The sequence below is a fragment of the Mycolicibacterium pyrenivorans genome (assembly GCF_025821625.1).
GTDB classification, from domain to species: Bacteria; Actinomycetota; Actinomycetes; order Mycobacteriales; family Mycobacteriaceae; genus Mycobacterium; species Mycobacterium pyrenivorans.
The window spans coordinates 1-17,620 of record NZ_JACKSH010000148.1; the positions used below are offsets into that span (position 1 = coordinate 1).

The 17,620-nt window shown below is 67.3% G+C and carries 20 protein-coding genes and 3 tRNA genes; 11 read left to right on the top strand and 12 right to left on the bottom strand.

Going from position 1 to position 17,620, the window contains the following annotated elements; genetic code table 11:
- On the top strand, positions 1-420 hold a 420-nt coding region (locus tag H7I57_RS17310), incomplete at its 5' end, for a phosphotransferase family protein (protein WP_264024890.1).
- Here the strand turns inward: H7I57_RS17310 and H7I57_RS17315 are convergent.
- Positions 417-749: a TFIIB-type zinc ribbon-containing protein gene (locus H7I57_RS17315; protein WP_264024891.1), complete on the bottom strand. Its 333-nt coding sequence runs from the start codon at positions 747-749 to the stop codon at positions 417-419. The genes H7I57_RS17310 and H7I57_RS17315 overlap by 4 nt on opposite strands.
- A gap of 79 nt (positions 750-828) precedes the next feature.
- Here H7I57_RS17315 and H7I57_RS17320 point away from each other — a divergent pair, with 79 nt between their 5' ends.
- A complete protein-coding gene (locus H7I57_RS17320; RefSeq protein WP_264024892.1) occupies positions 829-1,275 on the top strand; it encodes a pyridoxamine 5'-phosphate oxidase family protein in 447 nt (148 codons plus the stop codon).
- Between the two features lie 11 nt (positions 1,276-1,286).
- Here H7I57_RS17320 and wzm read toward each other — a convergent pair whose 3' ends face one another.
- The 4 genes from wzm to H7I57_RS17340 form a co-directional block, all read right to left on the bottom strand.
- Entirely contained in the window at positions 1,287-2,117 is an 831-nt protein-coding gene (gene wzm / locus H7I57_RS17325; RefSeq protein ID WP_264024893.1) for a galactan export ABC transporter permease subunit Wzm/RfbD, read from the bottom strand.
- Positions 2,114-3,100: a galactofuranosyltransferase GlfT1 gene (glfT1, locus tag H7I57_RS17330; protein WP_264025067.1), complete on the bottom strand. Its 987-nt coding sequence runs from the start codon at positions 3,098-3,100 to the stop codon at positions 2,114-2,116. The genes wzm and glfT1 overlap by 4 nt, the downstream gene beginning before the upstream one ends.
- Positions 3,101-3,170: 70 nt before the next feature.
- Complete coding sequence (gene wzt / locus H7I57_RS17335; RefSeq protein WP_264024894.1) at positions 3,171-3,977, bottom strand: galactan export ABC transporter ATP-binding subunit Wzt/RfbE; 807 nt, start codon at positions 3,975-3,977, stop codon at positions 3,171-3,173.
- A 6-nt stretch (positions 3,978-3,983) separates the two neighbouring features.
- Positions 3,984-4,502, bottom strand: coding sequence for a bacterial proteasome activator family protein (locus H7I57_RS17340; protein WP_264024895.1), 519 nt, complete (start codon positions 4,500-4,502; stop codon positions 3,984-3,986).
- A 517-nt stretch (positions 4,503-5,019) separates the two neighbouring features.
- Here H7I57_RS17340 and H7I57_RS17345 point away from each other — a divergent pair.
- Complete coding sequence (locus H7I57_RS17345; protein ID WP_264024896.1) at positions 5,020-6,216, top strand: cysteine desulfurase-like protein; 1,197 nt, start codon at positions 5,020-5,022, stop codon at positions 6,214-6,216.
- Positions 6,217-6,227: 11 nt separating this feature from the next.
- On the opposite strand, the gene H7I57_RS17350 is transcribed toward H7I57_RS17345, so the two are convergent.
- Positions 6,228-7,202, bottom strand: a complete 975-nt coding sequence (locus H7I57_RS17350; RefSeq protein ID WP_264024898.1) for an NAD(P)H-quinone oxidoreductase — start codon at positions 7,200-7,202, stop codon at positions 6,228-6,230.
- A 77-nt stretch (positions 7,203-7,279) separates the two neighbouring features.
- On the opposite strand from H7I57_RS17350, the gene H7I57_RS17355 reads away from it, so the two are divergent.
- Positions 7,280-7,792, top strand: a complete 513-nt coding sequence (locus H7I57_RS17355; RefSeq protein ID WP_264024900.1) for a MarR family winged helix-turn-helix transcriptional regulator — start codon at positions 7,280-7,282, stop codon at positions 7,790-7,792.
- A 10-nt stretch (positions 7,793-7,802) separates the two neighbouring features.
- A tRNA-Ser gene (locus tag H7I57_RS17360) sits at positions 7,803-7,892 on the top strand.
- A gap of 105 nt (positions 7,893-7,997) precedes the next feature.
- Here the strand turns inward: H7I57_RS17360 and H7I57_RS17365 are convergent.
- Genes H7I57_RS17365 through hisC form a run of 4 tightly spaced genes read right to left on the bottom strand, consistent with a single transcriptional unit; the run spans position 7,998 to position 10,874 of the window.
- Entirely contained in the window at positions 7,998-8,822 is an 825-nt protein-coding gene (locus tag H7I57_RS17365; protein ID WP_264024901.1) for a crotonase/enoyl-CoA hydratase family protein, read from the bottom strand.
- Between the two features lie 43 nt (positions 8,823-8,865).
- Entirely contained in the window at positions 8,866-9,318 is a 453-nt protein-coding gene (locus tag H7I57_RS17370; protein WP_264024902.1) for a hypothetical protein, read from the bottom strand.
- 18 nt (positions 9,319-9,336) lie between these two features.
- Positions 9,337-9,810 carry a DUF4334 domain-containing protein gene (locus H7I57_RS17375; protein ID WP_264024903.1) on the bottom strand — a complete coding sequence of 158 codons (474 nt, stop codon included), beginning with the start codon at positions 9,808-9,810 and terminating at the stop codon, positions 9,337-9,339.
- Entirely contained in the window at positions 9,807-10,874 is a 1,068-nt protein-coding gene (hisC, locus tag H7I57_RS17380) for a histidinol-phosphate transaminase (RefSeq protein ID WP_264024911.1), read from the bottom strand. Before hisC ends, H7I57_RS17375 begins: the two co-directional genes overlap by 4 nt.
- Before the next feature lie 83 nt (positions 10,875-10,957).
- Between hisC and H7I57_RS17385 the strand changes: the two genes are divergently transcribed.
- Positions 10,958-11,046 (top strand) — tRNA-Ser (locus H7I57_RS17385).
- 34 nt (positions 11,047-11,080) lie between these two features.
- Positions 11,081-11,156: transfer RNA gene (locus tag H7I57_RS17390), tRNA-Arg, on the top strand.
- A 112-nt stretch (positions 11,157-11,268) separates the two neighbouring features.
- Here the strand turns inward: H7I57_RS17390 and H7I57_RS17395 are convergent.
- Positions 11,269-12,063: a helix-turn-helix transcriptional regulator gene (locus H7I57_RS17395; protein WP_264024912.1), complete on the bottom strand. Its 795-nt coding sequence runs from the start codon at positions 12,061-12,063 to the stop codon at positions 11,269-11,271.
- Positions 12,064-12,294: 231 nt separating this feature from the next.
- On the opposite strand from H7I57_RS17395, the gene H7I57_RS17400 reads away from it, so the two are divergent.
- From H7I57_RS17400 to H7I57_RS17410, 3 genes are read left to right on the top strand one after another with little or no spacing between them, the layout of a single operon-like run.
- Positions 12,295-14,121, top strand: coding sequence for a cytochrome c oxidase subunit I (locus H7I57_RS17400; RefSeq protein ID WP_264024913.1), 1,827 nt, complete (start codon positions 12,295-12,297; stop codon positions 14,119-14,121).
- Between the two features lie 36 nt (positions 14,122-14,157).
- Positions 14,158-14,661 carry a metallophosphoesterase family protein gene (locus tag H7I57_RS17405; protein ID WP_264024914.1) on the top strand — a complete coding sequence of 168 codons (504 nt, stop codon included), beginning with the start codon at positions 14,158-14,160 and terminating at the stop codon, positions 14,659-14,661.
- Positions 14,654-15,070, top strand: a complete 417-nt coding sequence (locus H7I57_RS17410) for an MmcQ/YjbR family DNA-binding protein (protein ID WP_264024915.1) — start codon at positions 14,654-14,656, stop codon at positions 15,068-15,070. The genes H7I57_RS17405 and H7I57_RS17410 overlap by 8 nt, the downstream gene beginning before the upstream one ends.
- Before the next feature lie 83 nt (positions 15,071-15,153).
- On the opposite strand, the gene H7I57_RS17415 is transcribed toward H7I57_RS17410, so the two are convergent.
- Entirely contained in the window at positions 15,154-15,792 is a 639-nt protein-coding gene (locus H7I57_RS17415) for a cupin domain-containing protein (RefSeq protein WP_308204375.1), read from the bottom strand.
- On the opposite strand from H7I57_RS17415, the gene H7I57_RS17420 reads away from it, so the two are divergent.
- Positions 15,683-17,557 (top strand): alkyl/aryl-sulfatase, encoded by a 1,875-nt coding sequence (locus H7I57_RS17420; RefSeq protein ID WP_264025068.1) that lies wholly within the window; start codon positions 15,683-15,685, stop codon positions 17,555-17,557. The two genes, H7I57_RS17415 and H7I57_RS17420, sit on opposite strands and share 110 nt — an antisense overlap.
- Positions 17,558-17,620: the final 63 nt, after the last annotated feature.

Below are 17,620 nucleotides of genomic sequence, written 5' to 3' on the forward strand. Positions count from 1 at the left end.
ACCGCCGTGGTGCGCCGCGCCGCGGCCGCCCTGCCCGACGACGCCTGGCGCGCCGGTTCACCGGGCAGGCCGCTGACGCTGGTGCACGGCGACTGGCACCTCGGGCAACTCGGCAGGCGTGCCGCGACGGCACCGTGGGTTCTCATCGACGTCGACGACCTCGGCATCGGTGACCCGGCCTGGGACCTGGCACGCCCGGCGGGCTTCTGGGCCGCCGGACTCATCCCCGACGCCGACTGGCACGCCTTCCTGCACGCCTACCGCCGCCACGGGCCCGCACTGCCGTCGGGTGACCCGTGGCCGGTCCTCGAGCCGTTCGCCCGAGCGGCCGTCGTGCACGCCGCCGCCTCGGGCCTGGCGCACGGCGACACCGACGACACACAACTGGCGCTGCAGGCCGCGTGCGCCCGGATGCTCTAACTGGAGAAGAACAGCCTGCCGAAGCCCTGCTTGCGGTAGTGCTTGTTGCCGCGGTGACCCCAGCCTGGGCCGTAGTCGCCGTAGCCGCCGCCGTAGCCCTGCTGGTGCGGCGGGGGCGGGGGAGCGGCCTGCACGAACCGGCTCTCCATCTGCGTCAGCGACTCCAGTTCCCCGAAGTCCAGGAAGATGCCCCGGCAGGTGTCGCACTGCTCCAGATGGACGCCGTTGCGCTCGTAGGTCTTCATGACACCGGCGCACTTCGGGCACCGCAGGGTGTTGCTCGCACCGGACGACGGCATGGGCGGCGGCTCATATGGCGGGATGCTCATGATTCGTCAACGCCCGGCACGCCGCGGAAGTGCCATTGGACCCTAGGACGCCTGACCGGGGCCGACGACCATTATCGGTATGGACGCGTCAACAACTACGCCGGATTCGCCGGTCACCGAGCTCAGCGAGGACGAAAGCTGGAAACTGCTTTCCGGTGTCTCGCTGGGCAGGCTCGTGACGACGGTCGACGGGTGGACCGAGATCTTCCCCGTCAACTACGTCGTTCAGCACCGCACACTGCTGTTCCGCACCGCCGAGGGCACCAAACTGCTGACGGCCGTCCTCAATGAGCACGTGGTGTTCGAGGCCGACGACCACAACGTCGCCGAGGGGTGGAGCGTGGTGGTGCGTGGCACCGCCAAGTTGCTGTCCACGTCGGCCGAGATCGAGGAGGCCCGGCGCGCCGGTCTGTACCCGTGGGTCGCCACGAAGAAGCTGCGCTTCGTCCGCATCATCCCGGAGTCACTGACCGGCCGCAGGTTCGTGTTCGGCCCTGAGCCCGACGACGAGCCGCCGGTCAGCTGACCGGACGACGGTCAGACCCAGTAGGGCACCCGCGCGCGGTACTGCCGCATCGCGAACGCCGCAAAGATCCACCCGATGATCGTCAGCGACACGACCACCACCCAGTGACGCAACTCCTGGTCGGCGCCCAGCAGTGGGGCGCGGACGATGTCGAGGTAGTGCAGCAGCGGGTTGAGTTCGATGATCCTGGCCCAGTCCCCAGCGCCCTGGGTCTGCAGCGTCGCCTCGTTCCAGATGATCGGGGTCATGAAGAACAGCAGCTGCACCAGGCTGTTCAGCAGCGGCCCGATGTCGCGGTAGCGGGTGGCCAGGATGCCGAAACACAATGCGACCCAGACACAGTTCAGCGCGATCAGGAACAGCGCCGGGATGAACGACAGGTCCGTCCAGTGCCAGTGTTTGGGAAAGATGATCGCGATGATCACGTAGATCACGATGTTGTGCCCGAACAGGATCATCTGCCGCCACACCAACCGGTAGACGTGTACCGACAGCGGCGTCGGAAGCTGTTTGATCAACCCCTCGTTGGCGATGAACACCTCTGCGCCCTCGAGGATCGACGCGTTGATCAGGTTCCAGATGATCAGGCCGAGCGTGACGTACGGAAGGTGTTCGGAAAGTTCGAGCTTGAACAGCTTCGAATACAGCGCGCCCATCGCCACCGCCGTGGTGCCGGTCGCGATCGTGATCCAGAACGGCCCGAGCACGGAGCGCCGGTAGCGCTGCTTGATGTCCTGCCAGCCGAGGTGCAGCCACAGCTCGCGCTTACCGAATCCGGCGACGAGGTCGCCCCACGCGCGCCCGAAGGTCCTGGACTGCGCGGCGGCATCCATGATCGTCATTTGTCTTTCCCGTCGCTTCGTCCCCCTACGCTTCGTGCGGGAGGTGCCCCCACGCCCAGGAAGCCGAACCTTTCGCGTCGTCCCAAGCGCCGCAGTCGAATCCACTCCCGCAGCCCGGCGGGGTCGCGTCGGGTCACCAGAAAGTACCAGCCGTACCGCAGCCACTCCTGGAACAGGAGCTTGCGCATCCCGGGTTGCGATTGGAGGTAGCCACGGTTGCGGTAGGTGAAGTACCGCTTGGTCGGGTTGTCGGGGTACTGGGCATGCATGCGGCCGCCGAGGATCGGCTTGAACTCGTCGCCGCCCTGCGGATGCAGATACACCGCGTGCAGGCATGTGCCGAAGGGCAGCCCGGAGCGCAGCAACCGGCGGTGCAGTTCGGTTTCGTCGCCGCGGAAGAACAGTCGCAGGTCGGGTACGCCGGCAGCCTCGAGCGTGGCAGCGCGAAACAGCGCACCGTTGAACAGGTGCGCGATGCCTGGCATCAGGTCGGGAAGCTCTGAGTCGGTGCGTAACTCGCTCACCCACCGGCGCCACTTCAGTCCACGCCGCAACGGGAACGCCAGCTTGCCGGGATCGTCAAGGTCGCAGATCATCGGCGAGACCTCCGCCAACCCGTGGCGTTCGGCGCACGCCAGCAGCGTCGCCAGCACCCCGGCGTCCTGCGGACGTCCGTCGTCGTCGGCCAGCCACACCCAGTCCGCGCCGAGGCTCAGCGCGTGCAACATGCCCAACGCGAAACCGCCTGCGCCGCCGAGGTTTCGGTGAGAACCGAGATAGGTCGTCGGGATCGGTTGCCCGGCAACCAGATCACGCACCCGTTCGTCGTGATCGTTGTCCACCACCACGAGGTGGTCGGGACGCCTGGTCTGCGACGACACCGCGTCCAGTGACTTCGCGAGTTCGTCGGGGCGGCGGTGCGTGACGACCACGGCGACGACGGTGCCGACATGCTCATCGCTGCCCGTCTGCTCTTCGCGCAAGCGCTCATCGCTGCCGGTCTGCTCTTCGCGCAAGCGCTCATCGCTGCCGGTCTGCTCTTCGCGCAAGCGCTCATCGCTGGTGTGCCGTCTCCTCGAGGACCTCGCGCACATGTCGGGCGGCGTCCTCGCCCTCGTAGGCCCGCACCACGTCTTCGATCTCGCCCGTCATCTTCACCGTGCCGTGGTCGATCCACATCGCGGTGTTGCACAACCGCGCCAGGAACTCGTTGGAGTGGCTGGCGAACACCAGAATTCCGGAGCGCTCCACCAGCGCGGCCAGCCGGGTCTGCGCCTTCTTGAGGAAGTCGGCGTCCACCGCGCCGATACCCTCGTCGAGCAGCAGGATCTCCGGATCGATGCTCGTCACCACGCCCATCGCCAGCCTCACCCGCATGCCGGTCGAGTAGGTGCGCAACGGCATCGACAGATAGTCGCCGAGCTCGGTGAACTCGGCGATCTCGTCGACCTTGGCCAGCATCTGCTTGCGGGTCTGCCCCAGGAACAGGCCGCGGATGATGATGTTCTCGAAGCCGGAGATCTCCGGGTCCATCCCCACGCCGAGATCGAACACGGGCGCGACCCGGCCCTGGACCGTCGCCACCCCCCGCGTCGGTTCGTAGATGCCCGACAGCAGGCGCAGCAGCGTCGACTTGCCTGCACCGTTGTGGCCGACCAGCCCGACCCGGTCGCCCATCTTCAGCGACAGCGTGATGTCGCGCAGCGCCTCGATGACGACGACGTTGGAGTCGTTGCGCCCGATCGTGCCGCCCGCCTTGCCGAGGAAGGCCTTCTTCAGCGAGCGCGCCTTCGCGTCGAAGATCGGGAACTCCACCCACGCATTGCGGGTGTCGATGCGCGGTTCAGAAGGACTCGCCACGCGACCTCACAGGTACTGCCCGGTGCCCGGATGCCCCGGCCCGCCCCGTGGCCCCTGCACGCTCACGCCCGGGGGCAGCGCGCCGCGCATCTGCTCGAGTTGCTGGCGGGCGGCCATCTGCTGGGCGAACAGCGCGGTCTGGATGCCGTGGAACAGCCCCTCGAGCCAGCCGACGAGTTGGGCCTGCGCGATGCGCAGCTCGGCGTCCGACGGAACCGCATCCTCGGTGAACGGCAGCGTCAGCCGCTCCAGCTCGTCGCGCAGCTCCGGGGCCAACCCTTCCTCGAGCTCGCTGATGCTGGTGCGGTGGATGTCTCGCAGCCGGCCGCGGCTGGCGTCATCGAGCGGGGCCACGCGCACCTCCTCGAGCAGCTGCTTGATCATGGTGCCGATCCGCATCACCTTGGCGGGCTGCTCGACGAGATCGGTCAACGAATTCCCATCGCCCCGCTCGACGTCCTGCTCGCCCAGGTCGTCGCCGTCTCCGCCGATGATCTCGATGTTGTCGTCGGTGTTGCTTGTCATGTTCCTAGAGTGCCCCAGCGTCGCTTTCTCAGTTCGGCTGGGACCACGTCATCGGTCGATGCGGGCCCCGCCGGTGTCGTAGATGATCTTCTCCCACGGCCGCGATTTGTCCAGCAACGCCCCGGCCGTCGACCGGTCCACCGGGCCGCGGTCCCCGGACCGGCAAACCGGGGCCGGGGCGGCGACGAGGGCGACGGCAACGGGTCCCGTCCCCCGCCGCCGCCGCGCCCCGAGGGTGTGGGTACGACGATTGCCATGGCCACGGTGCTCTCGACCGTCGCCGCGGCCCGAACCCGCCGACCCCGTCCGCTACACCGCGCGCAGATTGCCCCGCAGCGCACCAGCAACGACAGCTCGGCCAGCACCCCGCACCGGCAGCCCCCTGGACTAGTATGGCTGCGCAGATGTCCCGTTCCGGTCCGGCGCGGGCAACACGAGCAAGGTCGGGCATCCGTTGAATCGGCCGGCATTTGGGCTGGTACAGCGGTATTCACTGACGCACTTAAGGTGGGCTGACATGGCATATGACGTCGCCCGGGTGCGTGGATTGCACCCGTCGCTGGGCGATGGCTGGGTGCATATGGACGCCCAGAACGGCATGCTGCTCCCGGATTCCGTGGGTCGCGCGGTGTCCACGGCATTCCGCGGCTCGATGCCGACGCCGACCGGTCCGCACCCCTCCGCACAGCGCAGCGTGGCGGTACTCGCCGCCGCCCGCCAAGCGGTGGCGGACCTGGTCAACGCCGACCCCGCCGGAGTGGTGCTCGGCTCCGATCGGGCGGTGCTGCTGACGTCGCTGGCCGATGCCGCGTCGGCCCGCGTCGGCCTCGGCTATGAGTTGGTGGTGAGCCGCCTCGATGACGAGGCCAACATCGCGCCCTGGCTGCGCGCCGCGAACCGCTACGGCGCGAAGGTGAAGTGGGCCGAGGTCGACATCGAGACCGGTGAACTGCCGACGTGGCAGTGGGAGGGTCTGGTGACACGGCCTACCCGCCTGGTCGCGATCACCTCCGCCTCTTCGACTTTGGGGACGGTCACCGAGCTGCGCGAGGTCACCAAGTTGGTGCACGAGGTCGGTGGTCTCGTGGTCGTCGACCATTCCGCGGCGGCACCGTACCGGCTGATCGACATCGACGAGATCGACGCCGACGTGGTCGCGGTCAATGCGCTGGCCTGGGGCGGCCCGCCCATCGGTGCCCTGATCTTCCGTGACCCCGCGGTCATCGACGCGTTCGGCTCGGTGTCGCTGGACCCCTACGCCACCGGCCCCGCCCGGCTGGAGCTCGGCGCGCATCAGTTCGGGCTGCTCGCCGGCGTGGTCGCGAGCATCGAATACCTTGCGAACCTGGATGATTCGGCGCAAGGCAGCCGGCGTGAGCGGCTCTCGGTGTCGATGCGGTCGTCGGCGGCCTACCTGAACGGGCTCTTCGATTATCTGCTCACGTCGCTGCGCACATTGCCGACGGTGATGGTCATCGGCAGCCCGGAGGTGCGAATCCCGGTGTTGAGCTTCGCGATCAGCAACGTGCCCGCCGAGCGGGTCGTGCAGCGTCTGGCCGACAACGGCGCCCTGGCGATCGCGGACGCGAGCTCGCGCGTCCTCGACCTCATCGGCGTCAACGACATCGGTGGTGCGGTGACCATCGGTCTCGCGCACTACAGCACCACCGCCGAGGTCGACCAGCTGGTGCGGGCGCTGGCGTCGCTCGGCTGAGCCCGATCACGCTATTCGTCAACGCGCAGAAGCACTTTGCCCGCCACGTCCCCCGACTCCAGCAGCTCGTGTGCCGCCTGTGCCTCGGCCATCGGGAACTCCGCGCCGATCACCGGCCGGACCAGGCCATCGGCGACCATCGGCCAGACGTCGTCGATCACCCGGGACACGATGTCGCTCTTGCCGCCCGGTCCGCCGACGGGACGGGCCCGTAGCGCGGTCGCGATGACACCGCCGCGTTTGGCCAGAAGCTTGCCGATGTTCAGCTCGGCCTTGGCGCCGCCCTGCATGCCGATGATCACCAACCGGCCGTCGTCGGCGAGCGCGTCGATGTTGCGGTCGAGGTAGGCCGCTCCCATGATGTCGAGGATGACGTCGGCACCTCCGGCGCTGCGCACGACGTCGACGAAGTCCTCGTTGCGGTAGTCGATGGTGATCTCGGCGCCCAACTCGGCGCACAGGTCGAGCTTGTTGCGCGAACCCGCGGTGACGGCGACACGGCAGTTCAGGGCCCGGGCCACCTGGATGGCGTGGGTGCCGATGCCGCTGGCGCCGCCGTGGACCAGAAGCAGTTGGGAGGCACGCAGTCCCGCGGTCATCACCAGGTTGGACCAGACCGTGCAGGCCACCTCGGGCAATGCCGCGGCGTGCGCCAGCTCCACACCGTCGGGAATGGGGAGCAGCTGTCCTGCGGGAACGGCAACGTATTCGGCGTAGCCGCCGCCGGCCAGCAAAGCGCACACCTGTTGCCCCGACGACCAGTGGGTGACGCCGTCGCCGACGGCGGCGATGGTGCCGGACACTTCGAGGCCGATGATGTCGCTCGCGCCGGGCGGGGGCGGGTATTTGCCTGCGGCCTGGAGCAGGTCGGCACGGTTCACCCCGGCAGCGCTGACCTTGATGAGGACTTCGCCGGGCGCCGGTGTGATGTCCGGCACTGCTTGCCAGCTGAGTCGGCGCGGAGATTCGGCCACGATCGCGAGCATTCACACAACGCTACTACCCTGCGGAAACCCCCTCTGCTTTCGCCACCGGCAATGCCGCGCGGTCCTACTATGTGCAGATGGAGGGGATCATCGGGGGGCGCACGGCGAGCAATACGCCGGGGCTGGACATCGCTGAGCAACGCGCGTGGCAGAACTTTCTGGACGCGGCGCTGCGGTTGTACGCAACCATGAACAGATCACTGGTGGACGAACACCGGCTCACATTGAACGACGTGCGGCTGCTGGATCTGCTGGCCAGGTCGCCGCACGGCGCGGCCCGGATGGGGGACCTGGCCGAGGCGCTGATGTCACTGCCGAGCCGGGTGACGCGGCAGATCCACCGGCTGGAGAAGCAGGGACTCGTGGGTCGTGGCGCGAGCCCCGACGACGGGCGCGGGGTGCTGGCCAGCATCACACCCGAGGGCAGGGACGCTCTCGACGCGGCGATGCAGACCTACGGCGCCGCGGTGCGCACCTACTTCCTCGACAGGCTCTCCCGGTCCCAGGTCTCGGCGATGGGTGAGAACTGCCGGCGGATCAGCGCGGGGCTGAAAGCCGGGGCGCCGCCGGCCAAGATCGGTCGCGTCTAAACTGTCCCGCGGTGGCGTGGCAGAGCGGCCTAATGCACTCGCCTTGAAAGCGAGAGTCGGCTAAAACCGACCGGGGGTTCAAATCCCTCCGCCACCGCCATGATCGGCGCGGCGCCAAACTGAGGTTGTGTGCGACTCTTGCGGCAGATCGCGCGCACAAGCTCAGTTTCGAACCCGACCGGCCGGGAGGCCCGTCCCGGAACGCCTACTCGCCGGTGAAGTTCGCCTGCCGCTTCTCGAACATCGCAGTGATGCCCTCGGTCAGGTCCTTGGACGGCAGGAACGCGGCGTTCCACGCGGCGACGTACCGAAGGCTCGCCGCCACCTGGGCGGTGCGCTGCTCGTCGAGCACGTCCTTGATGCCGTGCACCGTGTGCGGCGGGTTGGCGGCGATCTCGGCCGCGGTGGCGCGCGCGGCGGCCAGCGACGCCTCGGCGTCGGGATGGACGTCGTTGACCAGGCCGATCTTCTCGGCACGCGCGGCGTCGATGTCCTTGCCCGTCAACGCCAGTTCCCGCAGGTGCCCGTCGGACAGGATCAGCGGCAGGCGGGCCAGTGAGCCGACGTCGGCGACGATCGCGAGCTTGACCTCACGCACCGAGAACTTCGCGTCGGCGCTGGCGTACCGGATGTCGACCGCGGAGATCAGGTCGACGCCGCCGCCGATGCACCAGCCGTGCACCGACGCGATCGTCGGGGTGCGGCAGTCGGCGACCGCGGTGATCGCGTACTGCATGGTCTTCAGGCGCGCGTGGAAATCGGCGCGCGGCTTGGACGACGAACTGTCGGCCATCATCGAGCCGAGGGTGTCGCCCATCGCGGCCAGATCGAGGCCGTAACTGAAATTGCGGCCCGACCCGGTCAGGACGATGGCCCGCACGTCGGGGTCGGTGTCCAGTTCGGCGAAGACCACCGGGAGTTCGGCCCAGAACGCCGGACCCATCGCATTGCCCTTGCCCGGGCCGATCAACGTCACCTGTGCGATGTGATCGGCGATGTCGACTGTGACCGATTCGTAGGAGCTGCCCATGGGGCAAAGGCTAGCGAGGTCAGGCGGCGAGCCGCCGATCAGGTCACGGCGGCGAGCCGCCCATCAGGACCTCGCTGACCGTCGCGCCCGGCAGGAACTGGCAGGCCGCGTCGGCCAGGATCTGCCCGACGAACTCGCCGTCCGGTCCCAGCGGATTGCCTTCCTGGGCGAGGATCTCGCGGACCACCGCCACCCGGGTGGCCTCGTCGAGCTCGCTGAACTCCTCGCACGTCATCTCCAGGGCGTTCGCCGGGGCGGGAACCTCGGGGACGTCGGTGTTGCGGGTGGGCAGCGGGATGTTGGGGAGCTGGATGTCCGGCAAGCCGGGGATGCCCGGCGCACGGCTGCCGGTGGTGGGCGACGAGGTCAGCGGCGGGCCCGGCTCGGTCGTCTGTGCCACGACGCCCTCAGTGGTGCGCTGGCACCCGGTGGTCAGGCCGAGGACGACCCCCAGCCCGATCGCCGCGGCAGCCGCCACCCGTACGTGCGTCTTCATCCTGGCCACGATATGCGGCTAAACCCGTTCGAGATAGAAGTACAGGTGGCGGGGCGTGCCCGAGGTGGTGTCCAGCGCACCCTTGCCGTTCATGATCCCGACGACGGCGTTGGCGTCGACCACTTTGAAGTGGTCGTGCACCGGCTTGCCGTCGTAGACCATCGAGGCCACCATCTCGCCGCGGAACTCCTCCATCCACAGGCTGGCTTCGCCGTTCATGGCCTCGGTGTTGGAGAACTTGTTGCCGTCGGCGTCCAGGCACACCAGCGGTTTGGCGTCGGCGGGAGAGTGGAATGTCTTGCCGAACCAGTTGAGCCGATTCATGAATCCGTTGGCCTTGTGCCCGGTGTCGAACTCACCGCCCTTCCACTCGCCGATCATGAAGTCGATGTCGGCAGGGGCCAGCGTGGACCAGAAGTTGTCGAGTTCGGTGTCGTCGATCTGATCGGTGCGGTCCTTGAGGTGGTCGAACTTCTGGCGTGCGGCGGTCATCGGTGCGTCTCCTGTTCGGTGATCCAGCCCTTGGCGAATTCGAGAAAGGCGTCGTTCTCCTCGGGGGCGGCGACGGTGACCCGTACGCCGTCCTCACCGTAGGGGCGCACGATGATGCGGGCGTTGGCGGCGTCCGCGGCGAACCGCTGGGCGCGCCCGGCCAGCGGCAGCCAGACGAAGTTGGCCTGCGAGGGCGGCACCTCGTAGCCGGCGTCCTGTAGCGCGGCGGTGACCCTGGTGCGTTCCGCGACGACCGCGTCGGTGCGGTCCATCAGTTCGTCGGCGGCGTCCAGGCACGCGATCGCCGCGGCCTGCGACACGCTCGTGGCGGTGAAGGGCACGTAGACCTTGCCGAGGGCGGTGATGATGTCCGGGTCGCCGACGGCGTACCCGATGCGCAGGCCGGCGAGTCCGTAGGCCTTCGAGAACGTCCGTAGCACAACGACATTGCTGTGCGTGCGGACCAGCCCGAAACTGTCGGGCACCATGTCGTCGCGGATGTACTCGACGTAGGCCTCGTCGAGCACCACCAGGATGTCCGACGGCACCGCCTCGACGAACCGGGCCAGCGCGTCGGGGGCGACCACGGTGCTGGTCGGATTGTTGGGGTTGCACACGAAGATCAGCCGGGTCCGGTCGGTGATCGCGGCGAGCATCGCGTCCAGGTCGAAGGTGTGGTCGGTCAACGGCACCTGAACCGGGGTGGCACCGGCGGTGCGGACCTGCAGCGGGTAGATCTCGAAGCTGCGCCAGCCGAAGAGCACCTCGTCGCCCACCGACGATGTGATCTGAATCAACTGCTGGCACAGGCTGACCGAGCCGCATCCCACGGAGATGTGCTCCGGCGCGAAGTTGACATGCTTGGCGAGGCGCTCCTTGAGCTCCACGTATCCGTTGTCCGGATAGCGGTTGATCGCGTCGGTCGCCTTCGCGATCGCGGCCCGCACGCTGGGCAGCGGGCCGTGGACCGTCTCGTTGCTCGCGATCTTGATCGCACCCGGCACCGTTCGGCCCGGCGTGTAGGCGGGGATATCGGCGAGTTCGGGGCGCAGGCGGGCGGACACCCGATCAGTTTATGGCCCGGTCGGACGTGCTTTGCTTCCCGCCGTGGGCGCTGTGTACTCTCATCCAGCGGCGGTAAACGTCGGGAGGCGTGCCAGAGCGGCCGAATGGGACTCACTGCTAATGAGTTGTCCGTCTTAAAGCGGACCGGAGGTTCAAATCCTCTCGCCTCCGCGCAGGACAACTTGACAACTGAATGCTTTAACATGCGCCCGTAGCTCAACGGATAGAGCATCTGACTACGGATCAGAAGGTTAGGGGTTCGAATCCCTTCGGGCGCACCACACGGGCTACTCGGCCGCCGCCCATGATCCCGTCGACCCGGCGTTTACTTGTTCCTGAAGGCGTCCTTGACCTTCTCGCCGGCGTCTCTGAGGTTGGAGAACAGCTCGGCTTTCAGTCCTTGTGTCTGATCAATCCGAGTTCGCGAGCACGGGCGACCGCATCGGCGCGGTTGTGCACACCCAGCTTCTTGTAGGCGCGCTCAGCGCGTTCCTTGGCGGCGGAGCGCGAGATACCCAGCTTGTCGGCGACCAGCGCGAAGGTCATCTTGGTCGGTAGGTAGCGCAGGACTTGCAGCTCACCTGCCGTCACTGAGGCGGCCACCGCGGCCTCGTCCGCTTTATGCGTAGCCGCGTCGATCACCGCGGCAGACTTCGCCACCGCGTCGGTTTGCGCGGCGTACGCGGCGTCGATCACCCGGGCGGTGTCCTCAAGGGCTGCGAGTTGCACACCCACGAGCTTCTCGGTCTGTTCTCCGATGAAGCCCTCGCTGAACACCACACCACCCAAGCCGGCGATCGAATCGAACAGCGGCCTGGCCCACTGATGCTCCACCAGGATCAGGGCCAGGCCCGAACCCGGGACCAGCGACTGCACGAGAGCCTGGGCTCGCACACTCTCCAAGACCTCGACGCCGCGGCCCTCGAACATGGCGAAGACATCAAAGGGGTCGAGTTGGGCGCCGGCGATCAGCAGGTCTCCGAAATCCTCGTCCGCGATCTCCATACGCGTCAGCGATCCATCGTCGTCCATGGTCAAAACGAGCACATCGAGCAGGCGAAGCACACCATGTCCCTCTAGCTTGTCGATCTCCTGGATGATCGTGCCGACGAAATCAACGCTCGGTTTGAACCCGACCGCGATCAACTGCGTCGGTCCGATCGTGCTGACGTCTGTCCCAGCATCCATGGCGCACTCAATTCCTCTGCAGGCTGAACCGCAATCGTCCAACAGCGATGGACCGTGCGGGAAGGGCAGGAAGTCACCGGATGAAGCGCGTCCCAGCGCCCCGACGTCTGTCTACTCACTTTCGGCCCTATTTTTCTGTTTCGTCACTCTGTTGAGCTACCGCGTAGCCGACCGCGAACTAGAATCGACACGTTCTGAGTCGGGCAATACAGGCAATGCCAGGGGGCTGCCATGACAGCTGAATCCGTCGTCGCGCTGACGCCGAGGAGGCCTTTCCCGCAGCGGTTGGGCCCCAAGGGCAACCTGATCTACAAGGTGCTGACCACGACCGATCACAAGCTGATCGGCATCATGTACTGCGTCGCCTGCTTCTTCTTCTTCTTCGTCGGCGGCCTGATGGCGCTGTTCATCCGGACCGAACTGGGGGTGCCGGGGCTGCAGTTCCTGTCCAACGAGCAGTACAACCAGCTGTTCACCATGCACGGCACGGTGATGCTGCTGTTCTATGCGACCCCGATCGTGTTCGGGTTCGCCAACCTGGTGCTGCCGCTGCAGATCGGTGCGCCCGACGTCGCCTTTCCCCGATTGAACGCACTGTCGTTCTGGCTGTTCCTGTTCGGTGCGCTGATCGCGCTCGCCGGCTTCATCACTCCCGGCGGTGCCGCCGACTTCGGCTGGACGGCGTACTCGCCGCTGACCGACGCGATCCACTCCCCGGGTGTCGGTGGCGACCTGTGGATCTTCGGTCTCGGCGTTGGCGGTCTCGGCACCATCCTCGGCGGCGTCAACATGATCACCACGGTGGTGTGTATGCGTGCCCCCGGCATGACCATGTTCCGGATGCCGATCTTCACCTGGAACATCCTGGTGACGTCGATCCTGGTGCTGCTCATCTTCCCGCTTCTCACGGCGGCGCTGTTCGGCCTGGCCGCCGACCGCTTGCTGGGGGCGCACGTCTACGACCCCGCGAACGGCGGTGTGCTGCTGTGGCAGCACCTGTTCTGGTTCTTCGGGCACCCCGAGGTGTACGTGATCGCGCTGCCGTTCTTCGGCATCGTGTCCGAGATCTTCCCGGTGTTCAGCCGCAAGCCGATCTTCGGCTACACCACGCTGATCTACGCCACCCTGGCGATCGCCGCGCTGTCGATGGCGGTGTGGGCGCACCACATGTTCGCCACCGGGGCGGTGCTCTATCCGTTCTTCTCGTTCATGACGTTCCTGATCGCGGTCCCCACCGGCATCAAGTTCTTCAACTGGATCGGCACGATGTGGAAGGGGCGATTGACGTTCGAGACGCCGATGCTGTTCTCCGTCGGCTTCATCGCGACGTTCCTGCTCGGTGGCCTGTCGGGCGTGCTGCTGGCCAGCCCGCCGCTGGACTTCCACGTCCACGACTCCTACTTCGTGGTCGCGCACTTCCACTACGTGCTGTTCGGCACCATCGTGTTCGCCACCTATGCGGGCATCTACTTCTGGTTCCCGAAGATGACCGGCCGGCTGCTCGACGAGCGGCTGGGCAAGCTGCACTTCTGGCTGACGTTCATCGGCTTCCACACCACGTTCCTGGTGCAGCACTGGCTCGGTGACGAGGGCATGCTGGGCAAGCTGCACTTCTGGCTGACGTTCATCGGCTTCCACACCACGTTCCTGGTGCAGCACTGGCTCGGTGACGAGGGCATGCCGCGGCGCTACGCTGACTATCTGCCCAGCGACGGGTTCACCACGCTGAACATCGTCTCCACGATCGGCGCGTTCATCCTCGGTGTGTCGGTGCTGCCGTTCGTATGGAACATCTTCAAGAGCTGGCGCTACGGCGAGCCGGTGATCGTCGATGACCCGTGGGGTTACGGCAACTCGCTGGAGTGGGCCACCAGTTGCCCGCCGCCGCGGCACAACTTCACCGAGCTGCCCCGGATCCGTTCGGAGCGACCGGCTTTCGAGTTGCACTATCCGCACATGGTCGACCGGATGCGGGCGGAGGCGCATGTCGGGCGCCACGCGACGGCCGGTGAATCGCCCGAGGGCTTCGGTCCGCGCACCGAGCCCGACCGCAGCTGACGCCCGCGGCCCGAGCCCCTCGGTAGGTTGGGGGATGTGCGCCTCCTGTTGATCGCCGACACGCACGTCCCCAAACGTGCCCGCGACCTGCCTGCCGCCGTCTGGGACGCCGTGGACGACGCCGACGTGGTGATCCACGCCGGTGACTGGGTGGAACCGGAACTGCTCGACGCGCTCGAGGCGCGGTCCCGGCGACTGGTGGCGTGCTGGGGCAACAACGACGGCGACGAACTGCGGCGCCGGTTGCCCGAGCGTGCCGACGTGGTCCTGGACGGCGTGCGGTTCACCGTCACCCATGAAACGGGCGCCTCGGCGGGTCGTGACGAGCGGATGGCCGGCATGTATCCGGACACCGACGTGCTGGTCTTCGGCCACAGCCACATCCCGTGGGACGGACGCGCGAAATCCGGCCTGCGGCTGCTCAATCCGGGCTCGCCGACCGACCGTCGCCGCCAGCCCCACTGCACGTACATGACTGCGACGATCGACGGCGGGAAGCTGAGCGAGGTGCAGTTGCACAAGGTGGTCCGCGATGGGTGACCGGCCCGCCACCGAGGCCGACGTCCACGAGATCGCGGCGGCCATGCCGCACGTGTCCCGGGTCGAAGGGCCCAAGGCCGGCAACCCGATCTACCAGGTCGGCGGCAAATCCTTCGTGTTCTTCCGCACGCCCCGCCCCGACGCCTTCGACCCGGACACCGGCGAGCGCTATCCGGACGTCATCGTGATCTGGGTCGAATCCGAGGCCGACAAGCTCGCCCTCGTCCAGGACCCCGGTTCACCGTTCTTCACCACCGAGCATTTCGACGGGCACCTGTCGGTGCTGGTACGCGCCGGCCGGCTGGGCGAGCTCGGCGTCGCCGAACTGCGGGAGCTGATCCAAGACGCCTGGCTCTCGCGAGCCTCGAAGCGGCGCGCGGAGGCGTGGCTGGCCGAACAGGGACGATAACCGGCGTCGGCCGCACCGATGAGGTCGATGTGCTTCTCGGCCCAATTGCCCAGGGGGACAAGCGCTTCCAGTAACTCCCGAGGTCAGCCGGCTTGCGGAGGCGATGCGGGGTTGACGTTCGCATGGTGGGCACCGCAGACGAACAACGTCAGGCGGGCGGGTGTGTCACCGGGGTTGCGCCACCGGTGCCGGGTGCCGTTCTGCATGACGGTGTCACCCGGATTCAGGGTCACCTCGGCGCCGTCGTCGAGCTCGAGATCACCGTGCTTTCCAGCACCACCTCGAAGTCGATGGTGTCGGTGGTGTGCATGCCGGGATCGTCGAGTTCCATGTAGCCGAGCAGGCCGGGAAGCTTGCGCTCCCCGTCGATCGGCGGAAAGTAGGTGTGCCACTTCGGCATCGACCCGTCGTCCGGGAACCGCGGAGCCTCGTCTCCACCCCACAACATCGTGAACTCGGAGCCCGGCAGCAGCACCGGCTTGCGGGGAGCGACGGCCTCGTCGCTGACGAACACGGACTTGCCGGACGCATCGTGTCCGGTGACAACTCGGCGTACATCCATAACGCCGGTCAACCACCGTGGGCGGTGCCGGCGTGGCAATCTCTGCAGACATGGACAACAAGCCCCCGACCGCAACCATCGAAGCCGCGCACCGCCGACATCTGGGCGCCCTGCCGTTCGACGACACCAGGGACTTCGAGGACGCCGACCGGGGGTTCATCGCCGCGCAACAGCCGTGCGTCGTCAAGGCCGCCGACGGACGCGTGGTGTGGGACAACGACGTGTACGCGTTCCTGGGTGGCGACGCACCCACCACCGTGCACCCCAGCCTGTGGCGGCAGTCGACGCTGGCCGCCAAGCAGGGTCTCTACGAAGTGGTGGAGGGCATCTACCAGGTGCGCGGCTTCGACCTTTCGAACATCACCTTCGTGGAGGGCGACACCGGGGTCATCGTGATCGACCCTCTGGTGTCGACCGAGGTGGCCGCCGCGGCACTCGCGCTGTACCGGCAGCACCGGGGTACGAGGACCGTCAGCGCAGTCATTTACACCCACAGCCACGTCGACCACTTCGGTGGCGTGCTCGGGGTGACGACGCAGGCCGACGTCGATGCGGGCAGGGTCGCGGTGCTCGCCCCCGAGGGCTTCGTCGAGCACGCCGTGCAGGAGAACGTGTACGCGGGCACGGCGATGGCGCGCCGCGCCGGCTACATGTACGGCACGGTGCTGGACCGCGGGCCGCAGGGGCAGGTGGGATGCGGCCTAGGACAGACTCCGTCGACGGGCGAGGTGGCCATCATCGTGCCGACCATCGACGTCCGTGAGACCGGCGAGACGCACACCATCGACGGGGTGGAGATCGAGTTCCAGATGGCGCCGGGCACCGAGGCGCCGGCCGAGATGCACTTCTACTTCCCGCGCTACCGTGCCCTGTGCATGGCCGAGAACGCCACGCACAATCTGCACAACCTGCTGACCCTGCGCGGGGCTCTGGTGCGCGACCCACACGGCTGGGCGGGTTATCTGACCGAGGCCATCGACACGTTCGCCGACCGTGCCGATGTCGTGTTCGCCTCCCATCACTGGCCCACCTGGGGTCACGACCGGATCGTCGAATTCCTGTCGCTGCAACGGGATCTGTACGCCTACCTGCACGACCAGACGCTGCGGCAACTGAATCAGGGCTACACCGGCATCGAGATCGCCGAGACGTTCGCGATGCCGCCCGCGCTGGAGCAGGCCTGGCACGCCCGCGGCTACTACGGCTCGGTGAGCCACAATGTCAAGGCCGTCTATCAGCGTTACATGGGGTGGTTCGACGGCAACCCCGGGCGGCTGTGGCCGCACCCGCCGGAGGCGATCGGGCCACGCTACGTCGCCGCGATGGGCGGCATCGACAGGGTCGTCGAGATCGCCAAGGGCGCTTTCGACGAGGGCGACTTCCGTTGGGCAGCGACACTTCTCGACCACGCGATCTTCACCGACGAGAACCACGGTGGGGCACGGCAGCTGTACGCCGACACCCTCGAACAACTCGCCTACGGCGCGGAGACCGCGACGTGGCGCAACTTCTTCCTCGCCGGGGCCACCGAGTTGCGGGACGGCAACTTCGGCACCCCGACAACGACGTCGACGACGATGGCGGCCCAGCTGTCGCCGGAGCAGATGTTCGACGTGCTGGCGATCAGCGTCAACGGGCCGCGCGCCTGGGATCTCGACATCGCGGTCGATGTCACCTTCCTCGATGCCGGCACCAACTACCGCCTCACCGTGCGCAACGGCGTGCTCGTGTACCGGAAGGTGCCCGCCGACGCGGCGACCGCCCAGGCCACGCTGACGCTGGCGACCAAGCTGCGGCTGCTCACCCTCGCGGCCGGGGACAACACGTCACCGGGCCTGGAGATCACCGGCGACGCCGACGCGCTGTTGGCGCTCGTCGGGGTGTTGGACAAGCCGGACCCGGCCTTCAACATCATCACGCCGTAACGAATCAGGATCATCACGCCGAAACTGAACTTGTGCGCGACTTTTCAGCCGAATCGCGCGCAC